The sequence below is a fragment of the Kitasatospora fiedleri genome (genome assembly GCF_948472415.1).
In the GTDB taxonomy this organism is placed as follows: Bacteria; Actinomycetota; Actinomycetes; order Streptomycetales; family Streptomycetaceae; genus Kitasatospora; species Kitasatospora fiedleri.
The window spans coordinates 2,131,917-2,150,564 of the sequence record NZ_OX419519.1 but is presented as its reverse complement, the minus strand read 5'-3'; the positions used below and the strand labels follow the sequence as shown (position 1 = coordinate 2,150,564).

The following is an 18,648-nucleotide window of genomic DNA, read 5'->3' as shown; positions in this document are numbered from 1 at the left end:
CCGCCGCCGGGGCGCTCAGGCCGAGCCGCCGGGGCGCTCAGGCCGAGCAGCGGTCGCCGGCCGAGGTGGTGACCGGCTTGAAGGTGTCGCGCAGCTCCTTGTCGGTGAAGTCCGGGCCGAAGGCGAAGGAGCTGCGCAGGGTGTTCATCCAGTCCGGGTCCTGGAGGTAGTCGTTGATGGCCTCGCGGAGCAGTTCGCACGCCTTCCGGTGGCCCTTGGGCAGCACCATCATCAGGAACTGGGTCTTGCCGATGTGCGCGTCCCGGGCGACCCGGTAGGCGCGCTGGCCGCCGGTGCCGGAGTTGGCGGCGACGCCCTGCAGGACCAGGTAGTCGGAGAGCACCGCGTCGGCGGTGTCGTCGTCGACCCGGGCCAGGCACTCCTTGAGGTCGGCGCCGGTGACGGTGACCCGGGGGCCGATGTCCTTGAGCTGGGCCTCGGCGGTGGTGCCGCCCGACACGCAGACCCGCAGCGGCTTGAGGTCGTCGGACTTGGCGACCGTCCGGGTGTCGCCGGCCTTGAGCAGGACGCCCAGCGGGGTCTGCAGGTAGGGCCCGGCCAGGTCGTAGTCCTGCTTGAGGCTGTCGCGCTCGGAGATGTCGGCGACCACCAGGTCGACCTTGTTGTGGTTGGCGGAGCCGTCGGTGAGGGCGTCCTCCCAGTTGGCGGTGGTCACCGTCAGCGAGGTGTAGTCGATCGTGCGGGAGCCGAGCACCCGCATGGTCAGGTGCGGCTCGAAGCCGTCGTAGACGCCCTTGTCGGTGAACTCGGACATGCCGGGCCGGTCGGTCTTGAAGCCGACCTTGACCGGCAGGTCCTCGAACGGCTTCGAGGTGTCGTCCGAGCAGCCGGACGCGGCGGTGGCGAGCAGGAGCAGGCCGGCCGCCAGGCGGACGGAGCGCGGGTTGTGCACGGGGGCCTCCTAGCGGGTGAATTCGACGCGCTGGATGTCGATCTGCCGGTCGCAGCCGCGATCGCCCTTCAGCTCCAGGGTCAGGCGCAGGTTGGTGCGGCCGGAGGGCACCGGGAGGGAGACCGCGGCGCCCAGGTCGTGCCGGCCGCTCCGGCCGCCCTGGTCGGTGCTGAGTTCGGCGGTCAGACCGTGGCAGGTGCCGGTGTCCGGGTTCGGGTCGCTCAGCAGCAGGCGGGTCCTCAGCAGGTCGGCCCCCTCCGGGACGTCGATCACCGTGTCGACCTGCTCGCCCGGAGCGATCCGGGGCTTGATCCAGATGGTGTCCCGGCCCTCCAGCGGGGGCGGCCCGTCCGGCCAGAGCAGCACGGTGCCCAGGGCGGCCGCCGCCAGCAGGGCCACGGCGGCGGCCAGCACCCGCGGCAGCCGCGGCGGGTCCGGCTTCGGCTTCGGCGGCTCCGGTTCGGGCAGCGGCGGCGGGCCGGTGCGGGACTTCTCCACCGCCTGCCGGGCGAACTGCGCCAGCAGCTGCTCCTGCTGGGCGGCGAGGTCCTCCAGCAGCAGGGTGGGGCTGCCGATCACCAGGGCGTGGGTGGCCAGTTCGACCAGCCGCCGCCCGTCGGCCCGCACCGGGGTCACCGGCGGGAAGCACAGCACGCCCGCGATCACCACCAGGTCGGCCCGCTCGTGGACGGTCAGCCCGGGGGCGCCCTGGACCCGGGCCAGGAACGCCACCCAGTCGCCGCGCAGCTGCGCCCCGGTGACGCCGACCAGCCAGTCGTGCAGGTGCCCGATCGCGGCGGCCGGCTGCCCGTGCTCCTCGGCCAGGAACCGGGCGATCCGGGCGGCCGACACCGACAGCTCGTGGTGCTGCACCTGGACGGGGTACCCGACGGTCTCGGCCAGGTGCCGCTCCAGGTCCGGCAGGACGGGGGCGAGTTCGTGCCAGCCCGACAGGATGCGCTGCAGCATCTGCCGGGTCTCCCAGGTGCAGCGGTCCATCCTCACTCCTCCGGGCCGGGGTCGAGCAGGGCGCCGAGCTCGTCCAGGGCCCGGTGCGGGCCGCACAGTTCGCGGGCCCCGGCGAGCAGGGCGCGCAGTGCCCGGTCGGGGCTGCGGTGGTGCAGGCAGGCGGCGGCCACGGCGCGCAGGTGCAGGGCGGCCAGCGGGTGGTACGGGACCCTGATCTCCTCGCCGGGGCCGAGCCGTTCGCCGACCGCCTGGACCAGCTCCAGCCGGGCCGCCGGGTCCTGGAACAGCGCCGGGGTGCCGAGCAGCCGGGCGATCTCGCCGGCCGTCACCGCCGGGCGGGCCGGGGGCGCGGGGACCGGGGCCAGTGCCGGGGGCAGCAGCGGCAGCAGTGCGGACAGCGGGGTGATCCAGCCGCCCGCCGGGCCGCCGCCGTCCGCGGTGGCCTTGACCACGCCGACCACCCGGCCCTGCCCGTCGACCGCCATGCTGCCGCTCAACCCGCGCTGGATCCAGCCCTGTTGGACCCGCAGCCCGAGGCCGGACGGCCCGGCGACGGCCAGCAGCGCCGACTCCGGGCCGACCTCGCCGGTCACCGGGTTGACCGCGAAGCCGTGCACCAGGACGGAGGTGTCGCCCGCCGGGTCGGCGCGGCCCAGCGGCACCGCCGGGGCGCCGGCCAGGCCGGGCGCGGTGAGCAGCGCGAGGTCCGGGGCCGGGTAGGCGGCGGCGCCGGGCGCGGGCTCGGGCGGGAACAGCCGGGCGGCGCGCACCGGGTGGGCGTCGGCGCCGTGCCGGGCGGTGAGCTCCGGGCGACCGTGCACCACGTGCGCGCAACTGACCAGCAGGCCCGCGCCGAGGTGGAAGCCGCTGCCGAGGAAGGCCCCGGCCGGGTCGGTGAGCCGTACCGCCGGCGGCGGCGGTGCGGTGCGCGGGCTCACTCGGCGGGGCGGTCGTCCGGCCGCTGCCAGCTCAGCCGGACCACCAGGCTCGCCTCGCCGCTGGCCTCCGCCAGGACGCCGATCAGGCGGCCGGACTTCACCCCAGGTTCAGGCCGAACTCCACCTCGAACCCGTCCGGGTCGCCCGCCTCGCGGGCCGTCTCGCGGGCCACCGCCCGACCGCGCGCACCGTGCGCCGCACCTCGCCGAGGCTGTGGGTGACCGCGCTGGCGACCGCGCCGCGCGTCCCCCGCGGCGGGCGGGAGCCCGCCCGGACGGCGGCGTGCACGATGCTGCCGTCGTCCATGGTGATCTCGACGGTGCCGGGCCCGGACGAGTACGTCATGCATCCCCCAATTCATGACTGTGCGGCAGGTCATGAATACCAGTCAGGTTCGGTGAGATCCAGACCTTTCCGGAAGCGAGACGGAAGCGGAACGGACGGCGCGGGCGGCCCGGCCGGGTCGGCCCGGGCGGTCCGTCCGCGCCCGGTGGGTTCAGCCGCCGACGGCCGCGGTGGCGGGCAGCAGGTCGGCGACGATCCGCACGCCCTCCCGGGTGAGCACCGACTCGGGGTGGAACTGGAGCCCGGCGAAGCCCGGCCCGCGCAGCGCGTGCACGTCGCCGGTGCGGGCGTCCCGGGAGAGTTCGACGCCCTCGGCGGCCAGCCGGGCGGCCGCCGCGTCGTCGCAGCGGGCGGTGAAGGTGTTGTAGAAGCCGACGGTGCGGCGGGTGCCGAACAGGTCGATCCGCTCCTGGGCGCCCTGGTACGGGACGTCCTTGCGGACCAGCGGCAGCCCGAGCCGCGCGGAGAGCAGCTGGTGGCCGAGGCAGACCGCGAGCAGCGGCGCGGTGCGGGTCCCGGTGCGGGCGGCGGTCAGCGCGTCGGCGACGACCGGGCGCAGCAGCGCCATCTTCGGGTCGGCGGGGTCGGCCGGGTCGCCGGGGCCGGGGCCGAGCAGCAGCGGGCCGGGGTGGGCGGCGGCCCGTTCGCGCAGGCCGGGGGCGTCGTAGCGGAGCACGGTGACGGTGTGGCCGAGCGAGCGCAGCAGGTGGGCGAGCATCGCGGTGAAGGTGTCCTCGCCGTCGACGATCAGGGTGTCGGCGCCGGGCAGCGGTGCGGCGGGCTGCTGCATCCGCAGCCAGAACGGGGCCAGGCCGGCCCGGCGGGCGTCCAGGGCGGCCTGCACCCGGTGGTCCTCGCCGAGCCGGGGCCGGGCGGCGGACTGCCGGGCGGAGCGGGCCGGGCGGGCGCCGAGCGCGGAGAGCACGCCGGCCGCCTTGGCGTGGGTCTCGGCGACCTCGGAGTCCGGGTCGGAGTGCCGGACCAGGGTGGCGCCGACCCGGACCACCAGCGAGCCGTCGGCGGGTCGATGTCGGCGGCCCGGATGCAGATCGGCGAGTCCAGCTGCTGGCCGCCGCTGGCGGAGCGGCCGATCAGCGGCGAGCGCGCCGGAGTAGTAGCCGCGTCCGCCGCAGCTCGCGGACGTAGCGGTCGATCGTACCCGGGTGGCGTTCTGCAGCCGGGCTGCCGTGACGGTGGCCCGCCGAGGTCGCCGACCGCGCACATCATCTTCAGCTCCTCGTCGACCACCCATGGTGAGCTCCTCCAGCTCCTTGGGGTCGTGCAGGAACTCCAGCAGCGACCCGGCGGTCGGGCCGCCGGCCGGTAGCGGTAGGTGCCGGAGATCGGGTTCATCACCACGGTGCCGCCGGACTGCCGGACGTGGACCTCGGGGGAGGCGCCGACCAGCACCCGGTCGCCGGTGTGCACCAGGAAGGTCCAGTACGCGCCGCGCTCGTGCTCCAGCAGGCGGCCGCAGCAGGGTGAGCGCGGTGGCGGTGGAGTACCCGGCCAGTTCGGCCCGGAAGTCGCGCCGGATCACGAAGTTGGCGCCCTCGCCGCGCCCGATCTCGTCCCGGATCACCCGGCGGACGATCTCCGCGTACTCCTCGTCGTCGACGTCGAACTCCCCGCCGCGCAGCTCGACCGGGGCGTCGGGCAGCGCGGCCAGCACCTCGGCCAGCGGCAGCGCGTACTGCTCGGCGACGGACAGCGCCCGCAGCGGGGTGCCGTCCTGGCGGGCGGCGAAGCCGCGTTCGCGGATCTGCGCGTACGGGACGAGGGCGAGCAGGTCGTGCCGCGGGCCGTCCGCGGGGACGCCGGCGGGGACGGGCAGGTCGGCCAGCGCCGCGTGGTCGGAGACCTCGCCGATCAGCAGCTCGACGGTGTCCGGGGCGAGCCGGGGGGCGCGGCGGTGCAGCAGGGCGAAGGCCGGGGCGCCGGGGCGGTGAGCCGGGCGAGCAGGTCGGGCGAGCAGGTCGGCGGCGGGGGGTCACGGCTGCGGGTTTCCTTCCGGGAGGTGGCTGCGGGGTTCCGCCGCCTCCGGGAGGCCGTGACGCTGCACACACGCGTCGACGGCCGCCCCGGAGGGCGGCCGTCGTTCGTCGCTAGGGACGCGCGATCAGTGGGCCGCCCAACGGGCTGGCCCACCACCAGGAGAAGGTGTGCGTCGCGGTCACGGAGCAGACCCTAGCCCACCGGAGGGCGGCGCGGGAGGAGGCCGCGGAGTTGTCCACGACCCGTCTCACCCAGCGGGCGGCGGCACCGATCCGCTCGCGCCACCCCGTAGCCTTGCCCTGTGACCGTGACTAACCACACCTGGCAGTCCCTGCCCGCGGCGCAGCAGCCTGAATGGCCGGACCAAGAGGCTCTGCGCAAGACCCTTGCGGAGCTCGCCTCCTATCCGCCCCTCGTCTTCGCCGGCGAGTGCGACCAGCTGCGCGCCCGGCTCGCGGCCGTCGCGCGTGGTGAGGCGTTCCTGCTCCAGGGCGGCGACTGCGCCGAGGCGTTCGACGCCGTGTCGGCCGACCAGATCCGGAACAAGCTGAAGACCCTGCTACAGATGGCGGCGGTGCTCACCTACGCGGCGTCCGTGCCGGTGGTGAAGGTCGGCCGGATCGCCGGCCAGTACTCCAAGCCCCGCTCGAAGAGCACCGAGACCCGCGACGGCGTGACCCTGCCGACCTACCGCGGCGACTCGGTGAACGGCTTCGAGTTCACCGCCGAGGCCCGCGTCCCGGACCCGGAGCGCCTCAAGCGGATGTACAACGCCTCCGCGGCGACGCTCAACCTGGTGCGCGCCTTCACCACCGGCGGCTACGCCGACCTGCGCCAGGTGCACGCCTGGAACCAGGACTTCGTGCGCAACTCCCCGGCGGGGCAGCGCTACGAGCAGCTGGCCCGGGAGATCGACCAGGCGCTGGCCTTCATGAACGCCTGCGGGGTGGCCCCGGAGGAGTTCAAGACGGTCGAGTTCTTCTCCTCGCACGAGGCGCTGATCCTGGACTACGAGACGGCGCTGACCCGCACCGACTCGCGCACCGGCGAGCTGTACGACGTCTCCGGCCACATGGTGTGGATCGGCGAGCGCACCCGGCAGCTCGACCACGCGCACATCGAGTTCGCGTCGAAGATCCGCAACCCGATCGGCGTCAAGCTCGGCCCGACCACCACGGTGGACGAGGCGCTGACCCTGATCGACCGGCTCGACCCGGAGCGCGAGCCCGGCCGGCTCACCTTCATCACCCGGATGGGCGCGGGCAAGATCCGCGACCACCTGCCCGCCCTGGTGGAGAAGGTCACCGCGTCCGGCGCCCAGGTGGTGTGGATCACCGACCCGATGCACGGCAACACCTTCGAGGCCTCCAGCGGCCACAAGACCCGCAAGTTCGACGACGTGCTGGACGAGGTCCGGGGCTTCTTCGAGGTGCACCGCGCGCTGGGCACCCACCCGGGCGGCATCCACGTGGAGCTGACCGGCGACGACGTCACCGAGTGCGTCGGCGGCGGCGACGAGGTGCTGGTCGACGACCTGCACCAGCGCTACGAGACGGCCTGCGACCCGCGGCTGAACCGCAGCCAGTCGCTGGACCTGGCGTTCCTGGTCGCCGAGATGTACCGCGGCCAGTAGGACCGGCGAGCACCGGGCCCCCGGGGCCGGTGTGACGAAGGCCCCTCCGCTTTCGGGTGATCCGAGGCGGAGGGGCCTTCTTCGTACCCGGAGCGCCAGGTAAGGTAAGCCTCAGCAAACCGCACCAATCGTGGAAGGGGCCGCACATGTACGTGTGCATGTGCCACGCGGTCACCGAGGCCCAGGTCAGGCAGAAGATCGACGAGGGGGCCAGCACCCCGCGCCAGATAGCCCAGGGCTGCAAGGCCGGCACCGACTGCGGTTCCTGCGTGCGGCGCATCCAGGCGCTGCTCGGCGAGCACGGCGCCCGCCCCTGCCCCACCGCCCGGCTGGCCGAGCGCCTCGGCCTGGCCGACCCGGCCGCCGCGGCCCCCGGCGCCGCCCCGAGCCGGGCGCCGAAGGCCGCCTAGCGGCCGGGCCGTCCCGGTTCAGCTGCTCTCGGGCTGCTCGATGAGCTGCGCGATGTAGAGCGCCTCGCCGAGCTTGTCCAGCAGCTCCAGCTGGGTGTCCAGGTAGTCGATGTGGTGCTCCTCGTCGGCGAGGATGTCCTCGAAGATGTTCGCCGAGGTGACGTCGTTCTTGGCGCGCATCACCACGATCCCGCGGCGCAGCCGGTCGATCGCCTCGACCTCGACCTGCCGGTCGGCCTCGAACATCTCCTTGACGGTCTGCCCGATCCGGACGTGGAACAGCCGCTGGTAGTTCGGCAGGCCGTCCAGGAAGAGGATGCGGTCGGTCAGGATCTCGGCGTGCTTCATCTCGTCGAAGGACTCGTGCCGGGTGTACTTGGCGAGCTTGGTCCAGCCGAAGTTCTCCTGCATCTTCGCGTGCAGGAAGTACTGGTTGATGGCGGTGAGTTCGGCCGTCAACTGCTCGTTGAGGAACTCGATGACCTCGGGGTCGCCCTGCATGGCCTGCCTTCCTGTCCGCATTCCGGTCGGTGTCCGGATGCCCCGCATCGTGGCAGTTGAACGGGTGCACTTCCAGTAAGTTCACGCTTACAGTCGCCGCGCCGACGGGTTTTCCCGCCCGCCCCGCACCGCGCTGAGCTGCGGTGACGTCGGGCGGATTGGGCCGTTCGGCGGTATCCGGCCCGAACGCGTGCGCGGATTCCCGGTTTCGCGCCCCCCTCCGGCGGGGCGCATTTCCCCGGGGGCGCGCGACGGGGGCGCGCGCGATTCGCCGCCCGCCGTCTGTCACCATGGGGGCATGGGTCAGCACCAGCCGGAACCGCAGCCGCCGACTGACCCGAGGCTCCCCCCGGGCCAGCGCCCGCAGCGCGGCTGGCCCGTCCTGCACTACGGGCCGGTGCCCCGGTTCAAGCCGCTGAGCTGGGACTTCCAGGTGTTCGGGGCCACCGCCGACGCGGAGAAGGCCGGGTGGGACTTCGCCGCCTTCCACGCCCTGCCCAAGACCACCGTCCGCGGCGACCTGCACTGCGTCACCAAGTTCTCGATGCTCGGCAACACCTGGACCGGCGTCGCCGCCAAGACCGTGCTCGACCTCGTCCCGCCCGACCCGACCGTCACCCACGTGATGGTCTGGGCCGAGTACGGCTACAGCGCCAACCTGCGGCTCGCCGACTTCGCCGACCCGGCCACCGTCTTCGCCACCCACCACGACGGCCGCCCGCTCACCCTCGAACACGGCTTCCCGGTCCGCCTGGTGGTGCCCCACCTGTACGCCTGGAAGGGCCCCAAGTGGGTGCGCGCCGTCGAGTACATGCGGACCGACCGGCGCGGCTTCTGGGAGGAGCGCGGCTACCACAACCTGGCCGACCCGTGGCGCGAGCAGCGCTACTCCTACCAGGAGCGGCCCGGGGAGGGCCCGCTGCGCTGAGCGGGCCCCGCACCCGGGACGGTTGGCGGGGTCAGCGCGGCCAGCGGGGTCAGCGGGGTCAGCGGGGTCAGAACAGGCTGACGCTGATCGTCACGGTGCTGCCCTGCTTGCCCGGCGTGTTCGCCGCCGGGGACTGGCCGGTGACCTTGCCGATCGGGATCAGCCCGGAGACCTGCGGCACGAACCCGGCGTCCTGGAGGGCCTTCGAGGCGTCCTCCCGGCTCATCCCGGTGACGTCCGGCACCAGGTGCATGCCCTTGGAGACGGTCAGCGCCACCGCCGAGCCGGGCGACAGGCCGCCGCCCGCCGCCGGGTCGGTGGAGATCACCGAGCCCTTCGGCACGCTGTCGCTGAACTGCTCGCCGGTCGCGCCCGCCACCAGCCGGGCCCCCTCCAGGGCCTTGACGGCGTCCGCCAGCGGGCGGCCCGCCACGTCCGGCACCCCGACCCGCTCGGGGCCGCGCGAGAGCAGCACCTTGACCGAGTCGCTCTTGCGGACCCGGGCGCCCACCCCCGGATCGGTGGAGATCACCTGCCCGGCCGCCACCGACTCGCTGAACTGCTCGCTGAACGCCCCGTGCAGGCCCTGCCCGTCCAGCGTCGCCGACGCCTGCTCCCGGCTCTGCCCCAGCACGCTCGGCACCGTCGCGTACACCGCGTTGGACAGCGTGTACGTCACCGCGCCGACCACCAGCAGCACCACCACCAGCACCGCCGTCCAGACCGCCGGGTGCCGGCCGAAGCCCGGACGGCGGGCCCGGCGCGGACGGCGGGCCCGCGGCGGGGCGTCGCCCTCCACCGCCGGGCGCACCGGCGGCAGCAGCTCCGGCGGGACCTCCAGCACGCTGGTGCGCTCCAGCGGCGGGGCCTGCGCGAGCACCGCGGTGGCCTCGCCCGGGCTGTAGCGCGGGGTGGGCCGGGTCGAGGCGGGCGGCTCGGCGTCCAGCTCGGCGTCCGGCAGCGAGCGGCGGGCCCGCTGCACCGCGGCCAGCAGCTCCACCGCGTCCCACGGCCGGGCCAGCGGGTCGCGGGCGGTCGCGGCGGCCACTATCGCGTCCAGCTCCGGGCCCACCGCGGGGGCGGTCCGGGACGGCGGCGGGACGTCCTCGTGCAGGTGGAGGTACATCACCTGGGCGGCGTTCTCCCCGGTGTGCGGCTTGCCGCCGGTCAGCATCTCGAACAGCAGGATGCCCGCCGCGTAGACGTCCACCCGCTGGTCGGTGGGCTCCTGGCGGATCTGCTCCGGCGCCAGGTACGAGACGGTGCCCAGCAGCTGCCCGGCCTCGGTGCCGGAGGTGACGGCCGAGTCGGCGCCCGCCAGCACCCGGACCAGGCCGAAGTCGGCGACCTTCACCAGGCCGGTGTCGGTGATCAGCACGTTCTCCGGCTTGACGTCCCGGTGCACCAGCCCGGCCCGGTGCGCCGCGCCGAGCGCCGCCAGCACCGGCTCCAGCACGTCCAGCGCGGCCCGCACCGACAGCGCCCCGCGGTCGCGCAGCACGTCGCGCAGGTTCCGGCCGGGCACGTACTCCATGGCCATGAACACGGCCCGCGGGTCGGCGCCCTGGTCCAGCACGTTCACCACGTTCGGGTGGGCGAGCCGGGCCACCGCCTTGGCCTCCCGGATGAAGCGCGCGGTGAAGTCGGCGTCCCCGATCAGCGAGGGGTGCATCAGCTTCAGCGCCACCGTCCGGTCCAGCCGGGTGTCGGTGCCCCGGTAGACGGTCGCCATACCGCCCACCGCGATCCGCTGCTCAATCCGGTAGCGGCCGTCGAGCAGCACGCCGTGCAGGGGGTCGTCGAGGGTCATGTCCACCCGAGGAGTCTAGGGGCCGGACCGGTCGCCCACCGGGAGGGACCGGATGTCGGGGCGGATCGGCGAACCGCCCCGACCCCAGGGACGCCCCCCGGCGGTGGCCGGTTCGCCCCCGGACGGGCGTCAGAACGCCGGGCGCTCCCGGGTGTCGGCCAGGCCCGCGCCGGGGGAGGACGCCTCGGCGTAGTAGCGGCGCGGAATCCGGCCCGCCCGGTGGGCCAGCCGGCCCGCCTCGACCGCCTTGCGCATCGCCTCCGCCATCAGCACCGGGTCCTGCGCGCGGGTCACCGCGGAGGCCAGCATGACGGCGGAGCAGCCGAGCTCCATCGCCAGCGCGACGTCGCTGGCGGTGCCCGCGCCCGCGTCCAGCACCACCGGGACGCCCGCCGCCTCCACGATCAGCTGGAAGTTGTGCGGGTTGCGGATGCCCAGGCCGGAGCCGATCGGCGAGCCCAGCGGCATGATCGCCGCGCAGCCCACGTCCTCCAGCTTGCGGGCCAGCACCGGGTCGTCGTTGGTGTACGGCAGCACGGTGAAGCCGTCGTCGACCAGCGTCTCGGCGGCGTCCAGCAGCTCGATCGGGTCGGGCAGCAGGGTCCGCTCGTCGGCGATCACCTCCAGCTTCACCCAGTCGGTGCCGAGCGCCTCGCGGGCCAGCCGGGCGGTCAGCACGGCCTCGCCCGCGGTGTAGCAGCCCGCGGTGTTGGGCAGCACCCGGATGCCGTTGCGGGAGAGCACCTCCAGGACGGAGCCCTGGGTGGCGGTGTCGACCCGGCGCATCGCCACCGTGGTCAGCTCGGTGCCGGAGACCTTCAGCGCCTGCTCCAGCACCTCCAGGCTGGGGGCGCCGCCGGTGCCCATGATCAGGCGGGAGGAGAAGGTGGTGCCGGCGATGACCAGCGCGTCGTCCGCCATGGTTCAGCCTCCCTGGACGGCGGTGAGGATCTCGACCCGGTCGCCCTCGCCGAGCGCCGTGGCGGGCCACGAACTGCGGGCACCACCGCCTCGTTGACGGCGGCGGCGACGCCGGTGTTGGCGGCCGACACCTCGGCCACCACCACGTCCAGCGTGGTGGCGGCGGGCAGGGTGCGCGGCGCGCCGTTGACGGTCAGGGCGATGGTGTTCATGCGGGGACCTTCGGGGTGAAGCGGCGGGGGGTGAAGTCGGCGGCCAGGGCGGGGAGCTCGCCGGTGGCCAGGTAGTCGGCGAGCAGGTCGGCGGTGACCGGGGTGAGCAGCACGCCGTTGCGGTAGTGCCCGGTCGCGGCGACCAGGCCGTCCAGCGTGGTGGGGCCGAGCAGCGGCGCGTTGTCGGGGGAGCCGGGGCGCAGGCCCGCGCAGGTCTCCACCAGCGGCAACTCGGTGATGCCCGGGACGAGTTCGTGCGCGTCCCGGAGCAGCTCGTAGACGCCGCCCGCGGTGACGGTGGTGTCGTGGCCCTGCTCCTCGGTGGTCGCGCCGACCACCAGCTCGCCGTCGGCCCGCGGCACCAGGTACAGGTGCTGCCCGCGCACCACGGCCCGCACGTTGCGGGACAGGAACGGCGCGTACCGCCCGGGGATTCGCAGCCGCAGCACCTGGCCCTTGACCGGGCGGATCGCCGGCAGCACCCCCGGCGGCAGGCCCGGCAGCAGGTGGCTGCGCGAACCGCCGGCCAGCACGGTGCGCCCCGCCGTCAGCCGCTCCCCGTCCGACAGCCGGACGCCCGCCGCCCGCCCGCCCTCGACCAGCAGCTCGGCGGCCTCGGCCCGGTGGAACACCACGCCCAGCCGCTCCCCGGCGGCGACCAGCGCGGCGGCCAGCCGGCGGCCGTCCACCTGGTGGTCCGCGGCGACGTGCAGGCCGCCGCGCACGCCCGGGGCCAGCATCGGCTCCAGCCGACGGCACTCCCGACCGGTCAGCCACTCCGAGGCCAGGCCCAACCGACCGTGGAAGGCGTGCAGTTCGCGCAGCTCCGCACGGTCGTCGGCGTCCAGCGCGACGGCCAGCGTGCCGGTGGGCCGGTAGCCGGTGTCCAGCCCGGTCAGCTCGGTCAGCTCGGCGGCGAACGCGGCGTACCGCTCGTTCGACGCCAGGCCCAGGCGCAGCAACGGCTCCTCGCCGTACTGCAGTTCGGTGACGGGGGCGAGCATGCCCGCGGCGACCTGCGCCGCGCCGCCGCCCGGGTGCGGGTCGACCACCGCGACCGACAGGCCGCGCTGCGCGGCGCGCCAGGCGACCCCGAGGCCGATGATGCCCCCGCCGACCACCAGCACGTCCAACGCGCGGGAAGGTGCCACAGCGGCTGATTCTCCCTTCGCCGGCATGACCCGGATCAGGTTCGGACGGTCGCGGGCCGCCACAGCCCGCCTCTCAGCCCGGTGCGCCGGGCTCCCGTGTGACGTAGTACCTCCACCTTAACGCCGGGCCGACCGGCACCCGAAGGCGCGTGCGCGGGGTGACCGCCCGCCGCCCCTGGGTAGGGTGGGCGCCGTGGCTGAGCTGAAGGCAACGGACCGGGTCGTCGTGGTCGGCGCGGGCATGGCGGGCGCCCAGACCGCCCTCAACCTGCGGCAGGGCGGCTGGCAGGGCCCGCTCGCCCTGGTCGGGGAGGAACTCCACCTCCCCTACGACCGCCCCCCGCTCTCCAAGGACGTGCTGCTCGGCAAGGCCGACGCCACCGCCTTCGAGATCGACTGGCACGGCCTCGGCGTCGACCTGCTCACCGGCCGCCGCGCCACCGGCCTCGCCCCGGGCGTCCTGCGCACCGACCGCGGCGAACTGCCCTACGACGCCCTGGTGATCGCCACCGGCGCCGCCCCCCGCACCCTGCCCCAGCTGCCCGGCGCCCGCACCCTGCGCACCGTCGACGACGCCCACGCGCTGCGCGCCGCACTCACCCCCGGCCGCCGGATCGTGCTGGTCGGCGCCGGCTGGATCGGCGCCGAGACCGCCACCGTCGCCCGCGGACTCGGCTGCGAGGTCACCGTGGTCGAGGCCGCCGCCACCCCGCTGGCCGGCGCGCTGCCCGCCGAACTCGGCGCCCTGATGGCCGACTGGTACGCCGCCGCCGGCGTCGACCTGCGCTGCGGCGCCGCCGTCGCCGGCGCCGCCGACGGCGGGGTGCTGCTCGCCGACGGCACCCACCTGCCCGCCGACGAGGTCGTGCTCGGCGTCGGCGCCCGCCCCGCCACCGACTGGCTGGCCGACGGCCCGCTCGCCCTCGCCCCCGACGGCACCGTCCCGGTCGACGACCGGCTGCGCACCGCCCTGCCCGGCGTCCTCGCGGCCGGCGACTGCGCCTCCTACCCCTCCGCCCGCTCCGGCACCCGGCTCGCCGTCCAGCACTGGGACCACGCCCTGCACTCCGGCGCCGCCGCCGCGGCCGCCCTGCTCGGCACCCTCGACGCCCCGTACGACCCCGTCCCGTACTTCTGGTCCGAGCAGTTCGGCCGCATGGTCCAGTACGCCGGCCGCCACGCCGGGGCCGACCACCTGCTCTGGCGCGGCTCCCCGTCCGAGGCCGACTGGACGGTGCTGTGGCTGCGCGACGGCGCCCTGGTCGCCCTGCTCGCCGTCGACCGGCCGCGCGACCTGGCCCAGGGCCGCCGCCTGATCGAGCGCGCCGCGCCGCTCGACCCGGCCCGCGCCGCCGACCCGGCCGTCCAGCTGAAGGCCGCGGCGCGGTAGCCGGTGGGTAGGCTGGGGTCGTGAGCGAGATTGATCCCAAGACTGACGCCCTGGTCCCCGCGTGGCTGTACCTGCCCGACATCTCCGAGCGGTGGGGCGTGGTGATCACCGAAGTCCGCGCCATGGTGAAGAACCGCACCCTGCTGGCCGTCCGCCGCGGCCCCAACAACTCCCTGCAGGTCCCCGCCGACTTCATCGAGGACGACGGCCCGGTCAAGCACCTGGTCGGCACCCTCACCGTGCTGCGCGACTCCGGCTTCTCCGACCAGGAGATCCTGGAGTGGATGTTCACCGAGGACGACTCCCTGCCCGGCAGCCCGATCCAGGCCCTGCGCGAGAACCGCGCCACCGAGGTCAAGCGCCGCGCCCAGGCCATGGCCCTGTGACGGCCGTCCCCACCGCCCGGCAGCGGCTGGCCGACGCCCGGCTCTACCTCTGCACCGACGCCCGCCGCGAACAGGGCGACCTGCCCGCGTTCCTGGACGCGGTGCTCGCCAACGGCGTCGACGTCGTCCAGCTCCGCGACAAGGGCCTGGAGGCCCGGCAGGAACTGGAGTACCTGGAGGTCTTCGCCGACGCGGCCCGCCGCCACGGCAAGCTGCTCGCCGTCAACGACCGCGCCGACGTCGCGTACGGCGCCCGGCCCGACGTGCTGCACCTCGGCCAGGACGACCTGCCGGTCCGCGTCGCCCGGCGCATCCTCGGCGAGGACGTGCTGATCGGCCGCTCCTGCCACAGCGCGGACGAGGTCGACACCGCGATCACCGAACCCGGCGTCGACTACTTCTGCACCGGCCCGGTCTGGCCCACCCCCACCAAGCCCGGCCGCCCCGCCCCCGGCCTCGACCTGGTCCGCCACGCCGCCGCCCGGCACCCCGAACGCCCCTGGTTCGCGATCGGCGGCATCGACACCGCCAACCTCGACCAGGTCCTGGCCGCGGGCGCCACCCGGATCGTCGTCGTCCGCGCCCTCACCGCCGCCGAAGACCCGGCCACCGCCGCCGCCACCCTCGCCGCCCGCCTCCACTGACGCCCTCCCGGCCGGGAAAGCACCACCACACCCCCGCGCCTCGCCCCGACAGGGGGAGCGCCGCCCCTCGCGCCCTCGCCCCGACAGGGGCGCGGGGAACTGCGCGGATCGGAGGGCACCTCGGCAAGATCCGGCCGTCACGGGGTGGTCCCGCCTCGGTCGGGAACCGCGCCGAAGCCGTTCGCACTCCGTGCGGGCTGCCCATGGCAGAAGACAGCTAGGGAAGCGCTACCGCACCCCTGCGCCCTCGCCCCGACAGGGGCGCGGGGAACTGCGCGGGTCGGAGGGCAGTCGGGAAAGATCCGTTCCGAGAGGGTCGTCCCGCCCCCGGTCGGGAGCCGTGCCGGAGCCGTTCGCACTCCGTGCGGGCTGCGCGCGGTAGGGGAGAGCGGCCCCCTCGCCCCGACAGGGGCGCGGGGAACTGCGCGGGTCGGAGGGCACCTCGGCAAGATCCGGCCGTCACGGGGTGGTCCCGCCTCGGTCGGGAACCGCGCCGGAGGCGTTCGTACTCCGTGCGGGCATGGACCCCGTCGCTCCCGCCGTCCGCCGTGCCCGCCGGATCGTGCTGCTCGTTCCGGTGCTGCTCGGCGCAGCCGCTGTCGCCTTCGTCGCCCAGCGGCCGTTGGGCCGCCGCCACCACGCCGGGTGGGGCGGCTGGGTCGGCACGGTCAACGGGATCGTCTTCCTGGCCGCCGTCGCCCTGCCGGTGGCCGTCCTGCTGGTCTGGGCGCTGGTCCGCCGCCGTCGGGCCGCGGGGGTCGAGCCGGGGTGGGCGCGGCGTTCGGCGGTGGCGGAGGTGGGGATGGTGTACGGCACGGCGCCGTGGGTGTGGATGATCCTGTTGCCGGGGGCCGATCCGGGCGGTCCGCGCCGCCGGGTGAACCTGGTGCCGCTGCACGACCTCGTGGAGGTGGTCGGTGCCGGGCCGCCCGCCACCGCGGTGGCGCAGGTGGTCGGCAACCTGCTGGTGTTCGCCGCGCCGGGCTTCCTCGTCCCGGTCCGGTTCGCCGCGTCGGCTTCGGCGTGGCGGGTGCTGGCCCTGGGCGCGGCCGGTTCGGTGCTGGTGGAGACCGCCCAGTACGTGCTGCGGCTGGACCGGGTCTCCTCGGTCGACGACGTGCTGCTGAACGCGGTCGGCGCCGCGCTGGCCGCGCTGGCCTCGCGCCGCTGGTGGCGGGGGCGCCCGACCGGCTGACGGCCCTGTCAGTACTTGCGGACCGTCGCCGCGTCGGCCAGCGCCCGGAGCACCTCGCGGGTCGGGCCGTCGGCGATCGGGGCCGCGTCGAGGGCGGTCAGGGCCTCGGTGAGCAGCGTGTCGATCCGGGCCTCGACGAGCGCCGGGGCGCCGCTGCGGGTGATCAGGTCGCGCAGGGCGCCGATCTCTTCGGCGTCCAGGCCGGGCGCGCCGAGCCGGGCGTCGAGGCGGGCGGCGTCGGCCGGGCCCAGGCCGCGCATGGCGTGCGCGACGAGCAGGGTGCGCTTGCCCTCGCGCAGGTCGTCGCCGGCCGGCTTGCCGGTGACGGCGGGGTCGCCGAAGACGCCCAGCAGGTCGTCGCGGAGCTGGAACGCCTCGCCCAGCGGCAGCCCGAAGCCGCCGAGGGCGTCCACCAGGTCCGGCCCGGCGCCGGCCAGCAGCGCGCCGACCTGGAGCGGACGCTCGATGGTGTACTTCGCCGACTTGTAGTGCAGGACGGTGCGGGCCCGCTCCAGCGCTCCGGCGTCGGTGGAGTCGCCCGCGACCGGCTCCAGCACGTCCAGGTACTGGCCGAGCATCACCTCGGTGCGCATCAGGTCGAAGGCGGGCTTGGCGGCCGACACGGCGGCGGCGGGCAGCCCGGAGCGCTGGAACAGTTCGTCGCACCAGATCAGCAGCAGGTCGCCGAGCAGCACCGCGGCGGACGCCCCGTACTGTTCGCGGTCGCCGCGCCAGCCGCCGGCCCGGTGCAGGTTCTCGAAGCGGCGGTGGACGGCGGGCAGGCCGCGCCGGGTGTCGCTGCGGTCCATCAGGTCGTCGTGCACCAGGGCGCTGGCCTGGAGCAGCTCCAGCGCGGCCGCCGCCCGTTCGATGCCGGGCTCGTCGGCGGCGCCGCCGGCCGCGCGCCAGCCCCAGTAGCAGAACGCGGGGCGCAGCCGCTTGCCGCCGTCGAGCAGGAAGTCGCGCAGCGCGTCGGCGACCGGTCCGAGCTGGTCGGAGATGCCGGAGAGCAGGGCCGTCCGCTCGGCCATGAACACGCCGAGCGCGTCGTTCACGCGGTCGCGCACGTCCTCCGCGTCGACGGGGTTGCGGGGGAGACGGATGGAGGAGGGCACCTGGGACTCCGGATCAAGAGGCTGACAGTCAGATTAACGCGCGCGCCCGGGTGCCCCGTTCCACCCGCGCCGCGACCCCGCCGCGACCTCCGCCGTCACCCCTGCCGTCACCCCTGCCGTCACCCCGCCGCGACCCGCGCTCCGGGCGGTGCTCCGGGCGGTGCTCCGCGGCGCCGGAGCCGGCTGGCCGGAAATCTCAAGTCCCGTCTCAGTTTCTGGACGTCGTTTGTCCGGGCCGCGCCGCCGACGGCTAACCTGCCTGCATGGCACTCGGGATTCCCTCCACCAGAAGCGACCGCGCGCAAACTGTGCGCGACCTGCTGGCGGCAGGCGACCGCTCCTTCTCCTTCGAGTTCATGCCGCCCCGCAACGAGGAGGGCGAGCGCAGGCTCTGGGACGCGATCCGCCGGGTCGAGTGCCTGGAGCCGAACTTCGTCTGCATGACGTACGGCGCGGGCGGCTCCTCGCGCGGCCGCACCGTCGACCTGGTCGGCCGGATCGCCACCGAGACCACCCTGACCCCGGTCGCCCACCTCACCGCGGTCGACCACTCGGTCGCCGAACTGCGCAACATCATCGGCCAGTACGCCGACCAGAACGTGCGCAACGTGCTCGCGGTCCGCGGCGACCCGCCCGGCGACCCGATGGGCGAGTGGGTGCGCCACCCCGAGGGCGTCAGCTACGCCGCCGAACTGGTCGAACTGATCAGGGACATCGGCGACTTCTGCGTGGGCGTCGCGGCGTTCCCGCAGATGCACCCGCGCTCGGCCGACTGGGACGAGGACATCCGGCACTTCGTCGCCAAGTGCCGGGCCGGCGCGGACTACGCGATCACCCAGATGTTCTTCGAGGTCGAGGACTACCTCCGGCTGCGCGACCGGGTCGCCGCGGCCGGCTGCGAGACGCCGATCATCCCGGAGATCATGCCGGTCACCAACATCCGCCAGCTGGTGCGCTTCCCGCAGCTGTCCGGCTCCGACTTCCCGGTCGACTTCCGGCGCAAGCTGGAGGCCGCCGCCGACGACCCGGCCGCGGTCCGCGCGGTCGGCCTCGAACACGCCACCGCGATGGCCGAGCGCCTGCTCGCGGAGGGCGCCCCGGGCCTGCACTTCATCACGCTCAACCACTCCACCTCGACGCTGGAGATCTACCAGAACCTGGGCCTGCACACCCGCTGAGCGCCCGCCCGCCG

At 75.1% G+C, this 18,648-nt stretch carries 18 protein-coding genes, 1 pseudogene and 1 riboswitch; of the genes and pseudogenes, 8 read left to right on the top strand and 11 right to left on the bottom strand.

From position 1 onward, the window contains the following. Nucleotides 1–37: 37 nt before the first annotated feature. The 5 genes and pseudogenes from QMQ26_RS10120 to QMQ26_RS10100 all read right to left on the bottom strand — a co-directional run bounded on the left by QMQ26_RS10120 (nt 38) and on the right by QMQ26_RS10100 (nt 5,127). The gene (locus QMQ26_RS10120; protein WP_100835828.1) at nt 38–913 is read right to left on the bottom strand and encodes a transporter substrate-binding domain-containing protein; all 876 of its coding nucleotides are present in this window, start codon (nt 911–913) and stop codon (nt 38–40) included. Between the two features lie 9 nt (nt 914–922). Next, nucleotides 923–1,912 carry a hypothetical protein gene (locus QMQ26_RS10115; protein ID WP_282205480.1) on the bottom strand — a complete coding sequence of 330 codons (990 nt, stop codon included), beginning with the start codon at nt 1,910–1,912 and terminating at the stop codon, nt 923–925. A gap of 2 nt (nt 1,913–1,914) precedes the next feature. Further along, a complete protein-coding gene (locus QMQ26_RS10110; protein ID WP_282205479.1) occupies nt 1,915–2,820 on the bottom strand; it encodes a trypsin-like peptidase domain-containing protein in 906 nt (301 codons plus the stop codon). Between the two features lie 108 nt (nt 2,821–2,928). Then, nucleotides 2,929–3,165: a hypothetical protein gene (locus QMQ26_RS10105; RefSeq protein ID WP_282205478.1), complete on the bottom strand. Its 237-nt coding sequence runs from the start codon at nt 3,163–3,165 to the stop codon at nt 2,929–2,931. A 151-nt stretch (nt 3,166–3,316) separates the two neighbouring features. Then, nucleotides 3,317–5,127, bottom strand: a pseudogene (locus QMQ26_RS10100) (anthranilate synthase family protein). Nucleotides 5,128–5,461: 334 nt separating this feature from the next. On the opposite strand from QMQ26_RS10100, the gene QMQ26_RS10095 reads away from it, so the two are divergent. Continuing rightward, nucleotides 5,462–6,793, top strand: a complete 1,332-nt coding sequence (locus QMQ26_RS10095) for a class II 3-deoxy-7-phosphoheptulonate synthase (protein WP_100835824.1) — start codon at nt 5,462–5,464, stop codon at nt 6,791–6,793. 146 nt (nt 6,794–6,939) lie between these two features. Then, a complete protein-coding gene (locus tag QMQ26_RS10090; protein ID WP_100835823.1) occupies nt 6,940–7,203 on the top strand; it encodes a (2Fe-2S)-binding protein in 264 nt (87 codons plus the stop codon). Between the two features lie 18 nt (nt 7,204–7,221). Here QMQ26_RS10090 and bfr read toward each other — a convergent pair whose 3' ends face one another. Continuing rightward, nucleotides 7,222–7,704 carry a bacterioferritin gene (bfr, locus tag QMQ26_RS10085; protein WP_100835822.1) on the bottom strand — a complete coding sequence of 161 codons (483 nt, stop codon included), beginning with the start codon at nt 7,702–7,704 and terminating at the stop codon, nt 7,222–7,224. A 298-nt stretch (nt 7,705–8,002) separates the two neighbouring features. On the opposite strand from bfr, the gene QMQ26_RS10080 reads away from it, so the two are divergent. Continuing rightward, nucleotides 8,003–8,632, top strand: coding sequence for a sulfite oxidase-like oxidoreductase (locus QMQ26_RS10080; protein WP_282205477.1), 630 nt, complete (start codon nt 8,003–8,005; stop codon nt 8,630–8,632). A 67-nt stretch (nt 8,633–8,699) separates the two neighbouring features. Here the strand turns inward: QMQ26_RS10080 and pknB are convergent, their stop codons facing one another. The 4 genes from pknB to thiO all read right to left on the bottom strand — a co-directional run bounded on the left by pknB (nt 8,700) and on the right by thiO (nt 12,726). Beyond that, nucleotides 8,700–10,442 (bottom strand): Stk1 family PASTA domain-containing Ser/Thr kinase, encoded by a 1,743-nt coding sequence (gene pknB, locus QMQ26_RS10075; RefSeq protein ID WP_282206484.1) that lies wholly within the window; start codon nt 10,440–10,442, stop codon nt 8,700–8,702. 129 nt (nt 10,443–10,571) lie between these two features. Continuing rightward, nucleotides 10,572–11,363 (bottom strand): thiazole synthase, encoded by a 792-nt coding sequence (locus QMQ26_RS10070; protein WP_282205476.1) that lies wholly within the window; start codon nt 11,361–11,363, stop codon nt 10,572–10,574. Then, nucleotides 11,312–11,575, bottom strand: a complete 264-nt coding sequence (locus QMQ26_RS10065; RefSeq protein WP_282205475.1) for a hypothetical protein — start codon at nt 11,573–11,575, stop codon at nt 11,312–11,314. The genes QMQ26_RS10070 and QMQ26_RS10065 overlap by 52 nt, the downstream gene beginning before the upstream one ends. Beyond that, nucleotides 11,572–12,726, bottom strand: coding sequence for a glycine oxidase ThiO (gene thiO / locus QMQ26_RS10060; RefSeq protein WP_282205474.1), 1,155 nt, complete (start codon nt 12,724–12,726; stop codon nt 11,572–11,574). Before thiO ends, QMQ26_RS10065 begins: the two co-directional genes overlap by 4 nt. After that, nucleotides 12,722–12,834, bottom strand: a riboswitch (TPP riboswitch). (Overlaps the previous gene by 5 nt.) Nucleotides 12,835–12,910: 76 nt before the next feature. On the opposite strand from thiO, the gene QMQ26_RS10055 reads away from it, so the two are divergent. From QMQ26_RS10055 to QMQ26_RS10040, 4 genes are all read left to right on the top strand, one after another. Next, nucleotides 12,911–14,116: an NAD(P)/FAD-dependent oxidoreductase gene (locus QMQ26_RS10055; RefSeq protein WP_282205473.1), complete on the top strand. Its 1,206-nt coding sequence runs from the start codon at nt 12,911–12,913 to the stop codon at nt 14,114–14,116. Nucleotides 14,117–14,136: 20 nt separating this feature from the next. After that, nucleotides 14,137–14,502, top strand: coding sequence for an Rv2175c family DNA-binding protein (locus QMQ26_RS10050; RefSeq protein ID WP_100835815.1), 366 nt, complete (start codon nt 14,137–14,139; stop codon nt 14,500–14,502). Continuing rightward, nucleotides 14,499–15,146, top strand: coding sequence for a thiamine phosphate synthase (thiE, locus tag QMQ26_RS10045; RefSeq protein ID WP_282205472.1), 648 nt, complete (start codon nt 14,499–14,501; stop codon nt 15,144–15,146). The genes QMQ26_RS10050 and thiE overlap by 4 nt, the downstream gene beginning before the upstream one ends. Nucleotides 15,147–15,666: 520 nt before the next feature. Then, nucleotides 15,667–16,341, top strand: coding sequence for a VanZ family protein (locus tag QMQ26_RS10040; protein ID WP_282205471.1), 675 nt, complete (start codon nt 15,667–15,669; stop codon nt 16,339–16,341). Nucleotides 16,342–16,349: 8 nt separating this feature from the next. Here the strand turns inward: QMQ26_RS10040 and QMQ26_RS10035 are convergent, their stop codons facing one another. Further along, nucleotides 16,350–17,456 carry a polyprenyl synthetase family protein gene (locus QMQ26_RS10035; RefSeq protein WP_282205470.1) on the bottom strand — a complete coding sequence of 369 codons (1,107 nt, stop codon included), beginning with the start codon at nt 17,454–17,456 and terminating at the stop codon, nt 16,350–16,352. Nucleotides 17,457–17,719: 263 nt separating this feature from the next. Between QMQ26_RS10035 and metF the strand changes: the two genes are divergently transcribed. Further along, nucleotides 17,720–18,634: a methylenetetrahydrofolate reductase [NAD(P)H] gene (gene metF / locus QMQ26_RS10030; RefSeq protein ID WP_100835812.1), complete on the top strand. Its 915-nt coding sequence runs from the start codon at nt 17,720–17,722 to the stop codon at nt 18,632–18,634. The last annotated feature ends 14 nt before the right edge of the window (nt 18,635–18,648 follow it).

Coding starts and splice junctions, on each gene's coding strand:
- QMQ26_RS10090 (WP_100835823.1), top strand. CDS start 6,940: ATGTACGTGTGCATGTGCCACGCGGTCACCGAGGCCCAGGTCAGGCAG.
- QMQ26_RS10115 (WP_282205480.1), bottom strand. CDS start 1,912: ATGGACCGCTGCACCTGGGAGACCCGGCAGATGCTGCAGCGCATCCTG.
- QMQ26_RS10105 (WP_282205478.1), bottom strand. CDS start 3,165: ATGACGTACTCGTCCGGGCCCGGCACCGTCGAGATCACCATGGACGAC.
- QMQ26_RS10070 (WP_282205476.1), bottom strand. CDS start 11,363: ATGGCGGACGACGCGCTGGTCATCGCCGGCACCACCTTCTCCTCCCGC.
- metF (WP_100835812.1), top strand. CDS start 17,720: ATGGCACTCGGGATTCCCTCCACCAGAAGCGACCGCGCGCAAACTGTG.
- QMQ26_RS10040 (WP_282205471.1), top strand. CDS start 15,667: ATGGACCCCGTCGCTCCCGCCGTCCGCCGTGCCCGCCGGATCGTGCTG.
- QMQ26_RS10080 (WP_282205477.1), top strand. CDS start 8,003: ATGGGTCAGCACCAGCCGGAACCGCAGCCGCCGACTGACCCGAGGCTC.
- QMQ26_RS10065 (WP_282205475.1), bottom strand. CDS start 11,575: ATGAACACCATCGCCCTGACCGTCAACGGCGCGCCGCGCACCCTGCCC.
- bfr (WP_100835822.1), bottom strand. CDS start 7,704: ATGCAGGGCGACCCCGAGGTCATCGAGTTCCTCAACGAGCAGTTGACG.
- pknB (WP_282206484.1), bottom strand. CDS start 10,442: ATGACCCTCGACGACCCCCTGCACGGCGTGCTGCTCGACGGCCGCTAC.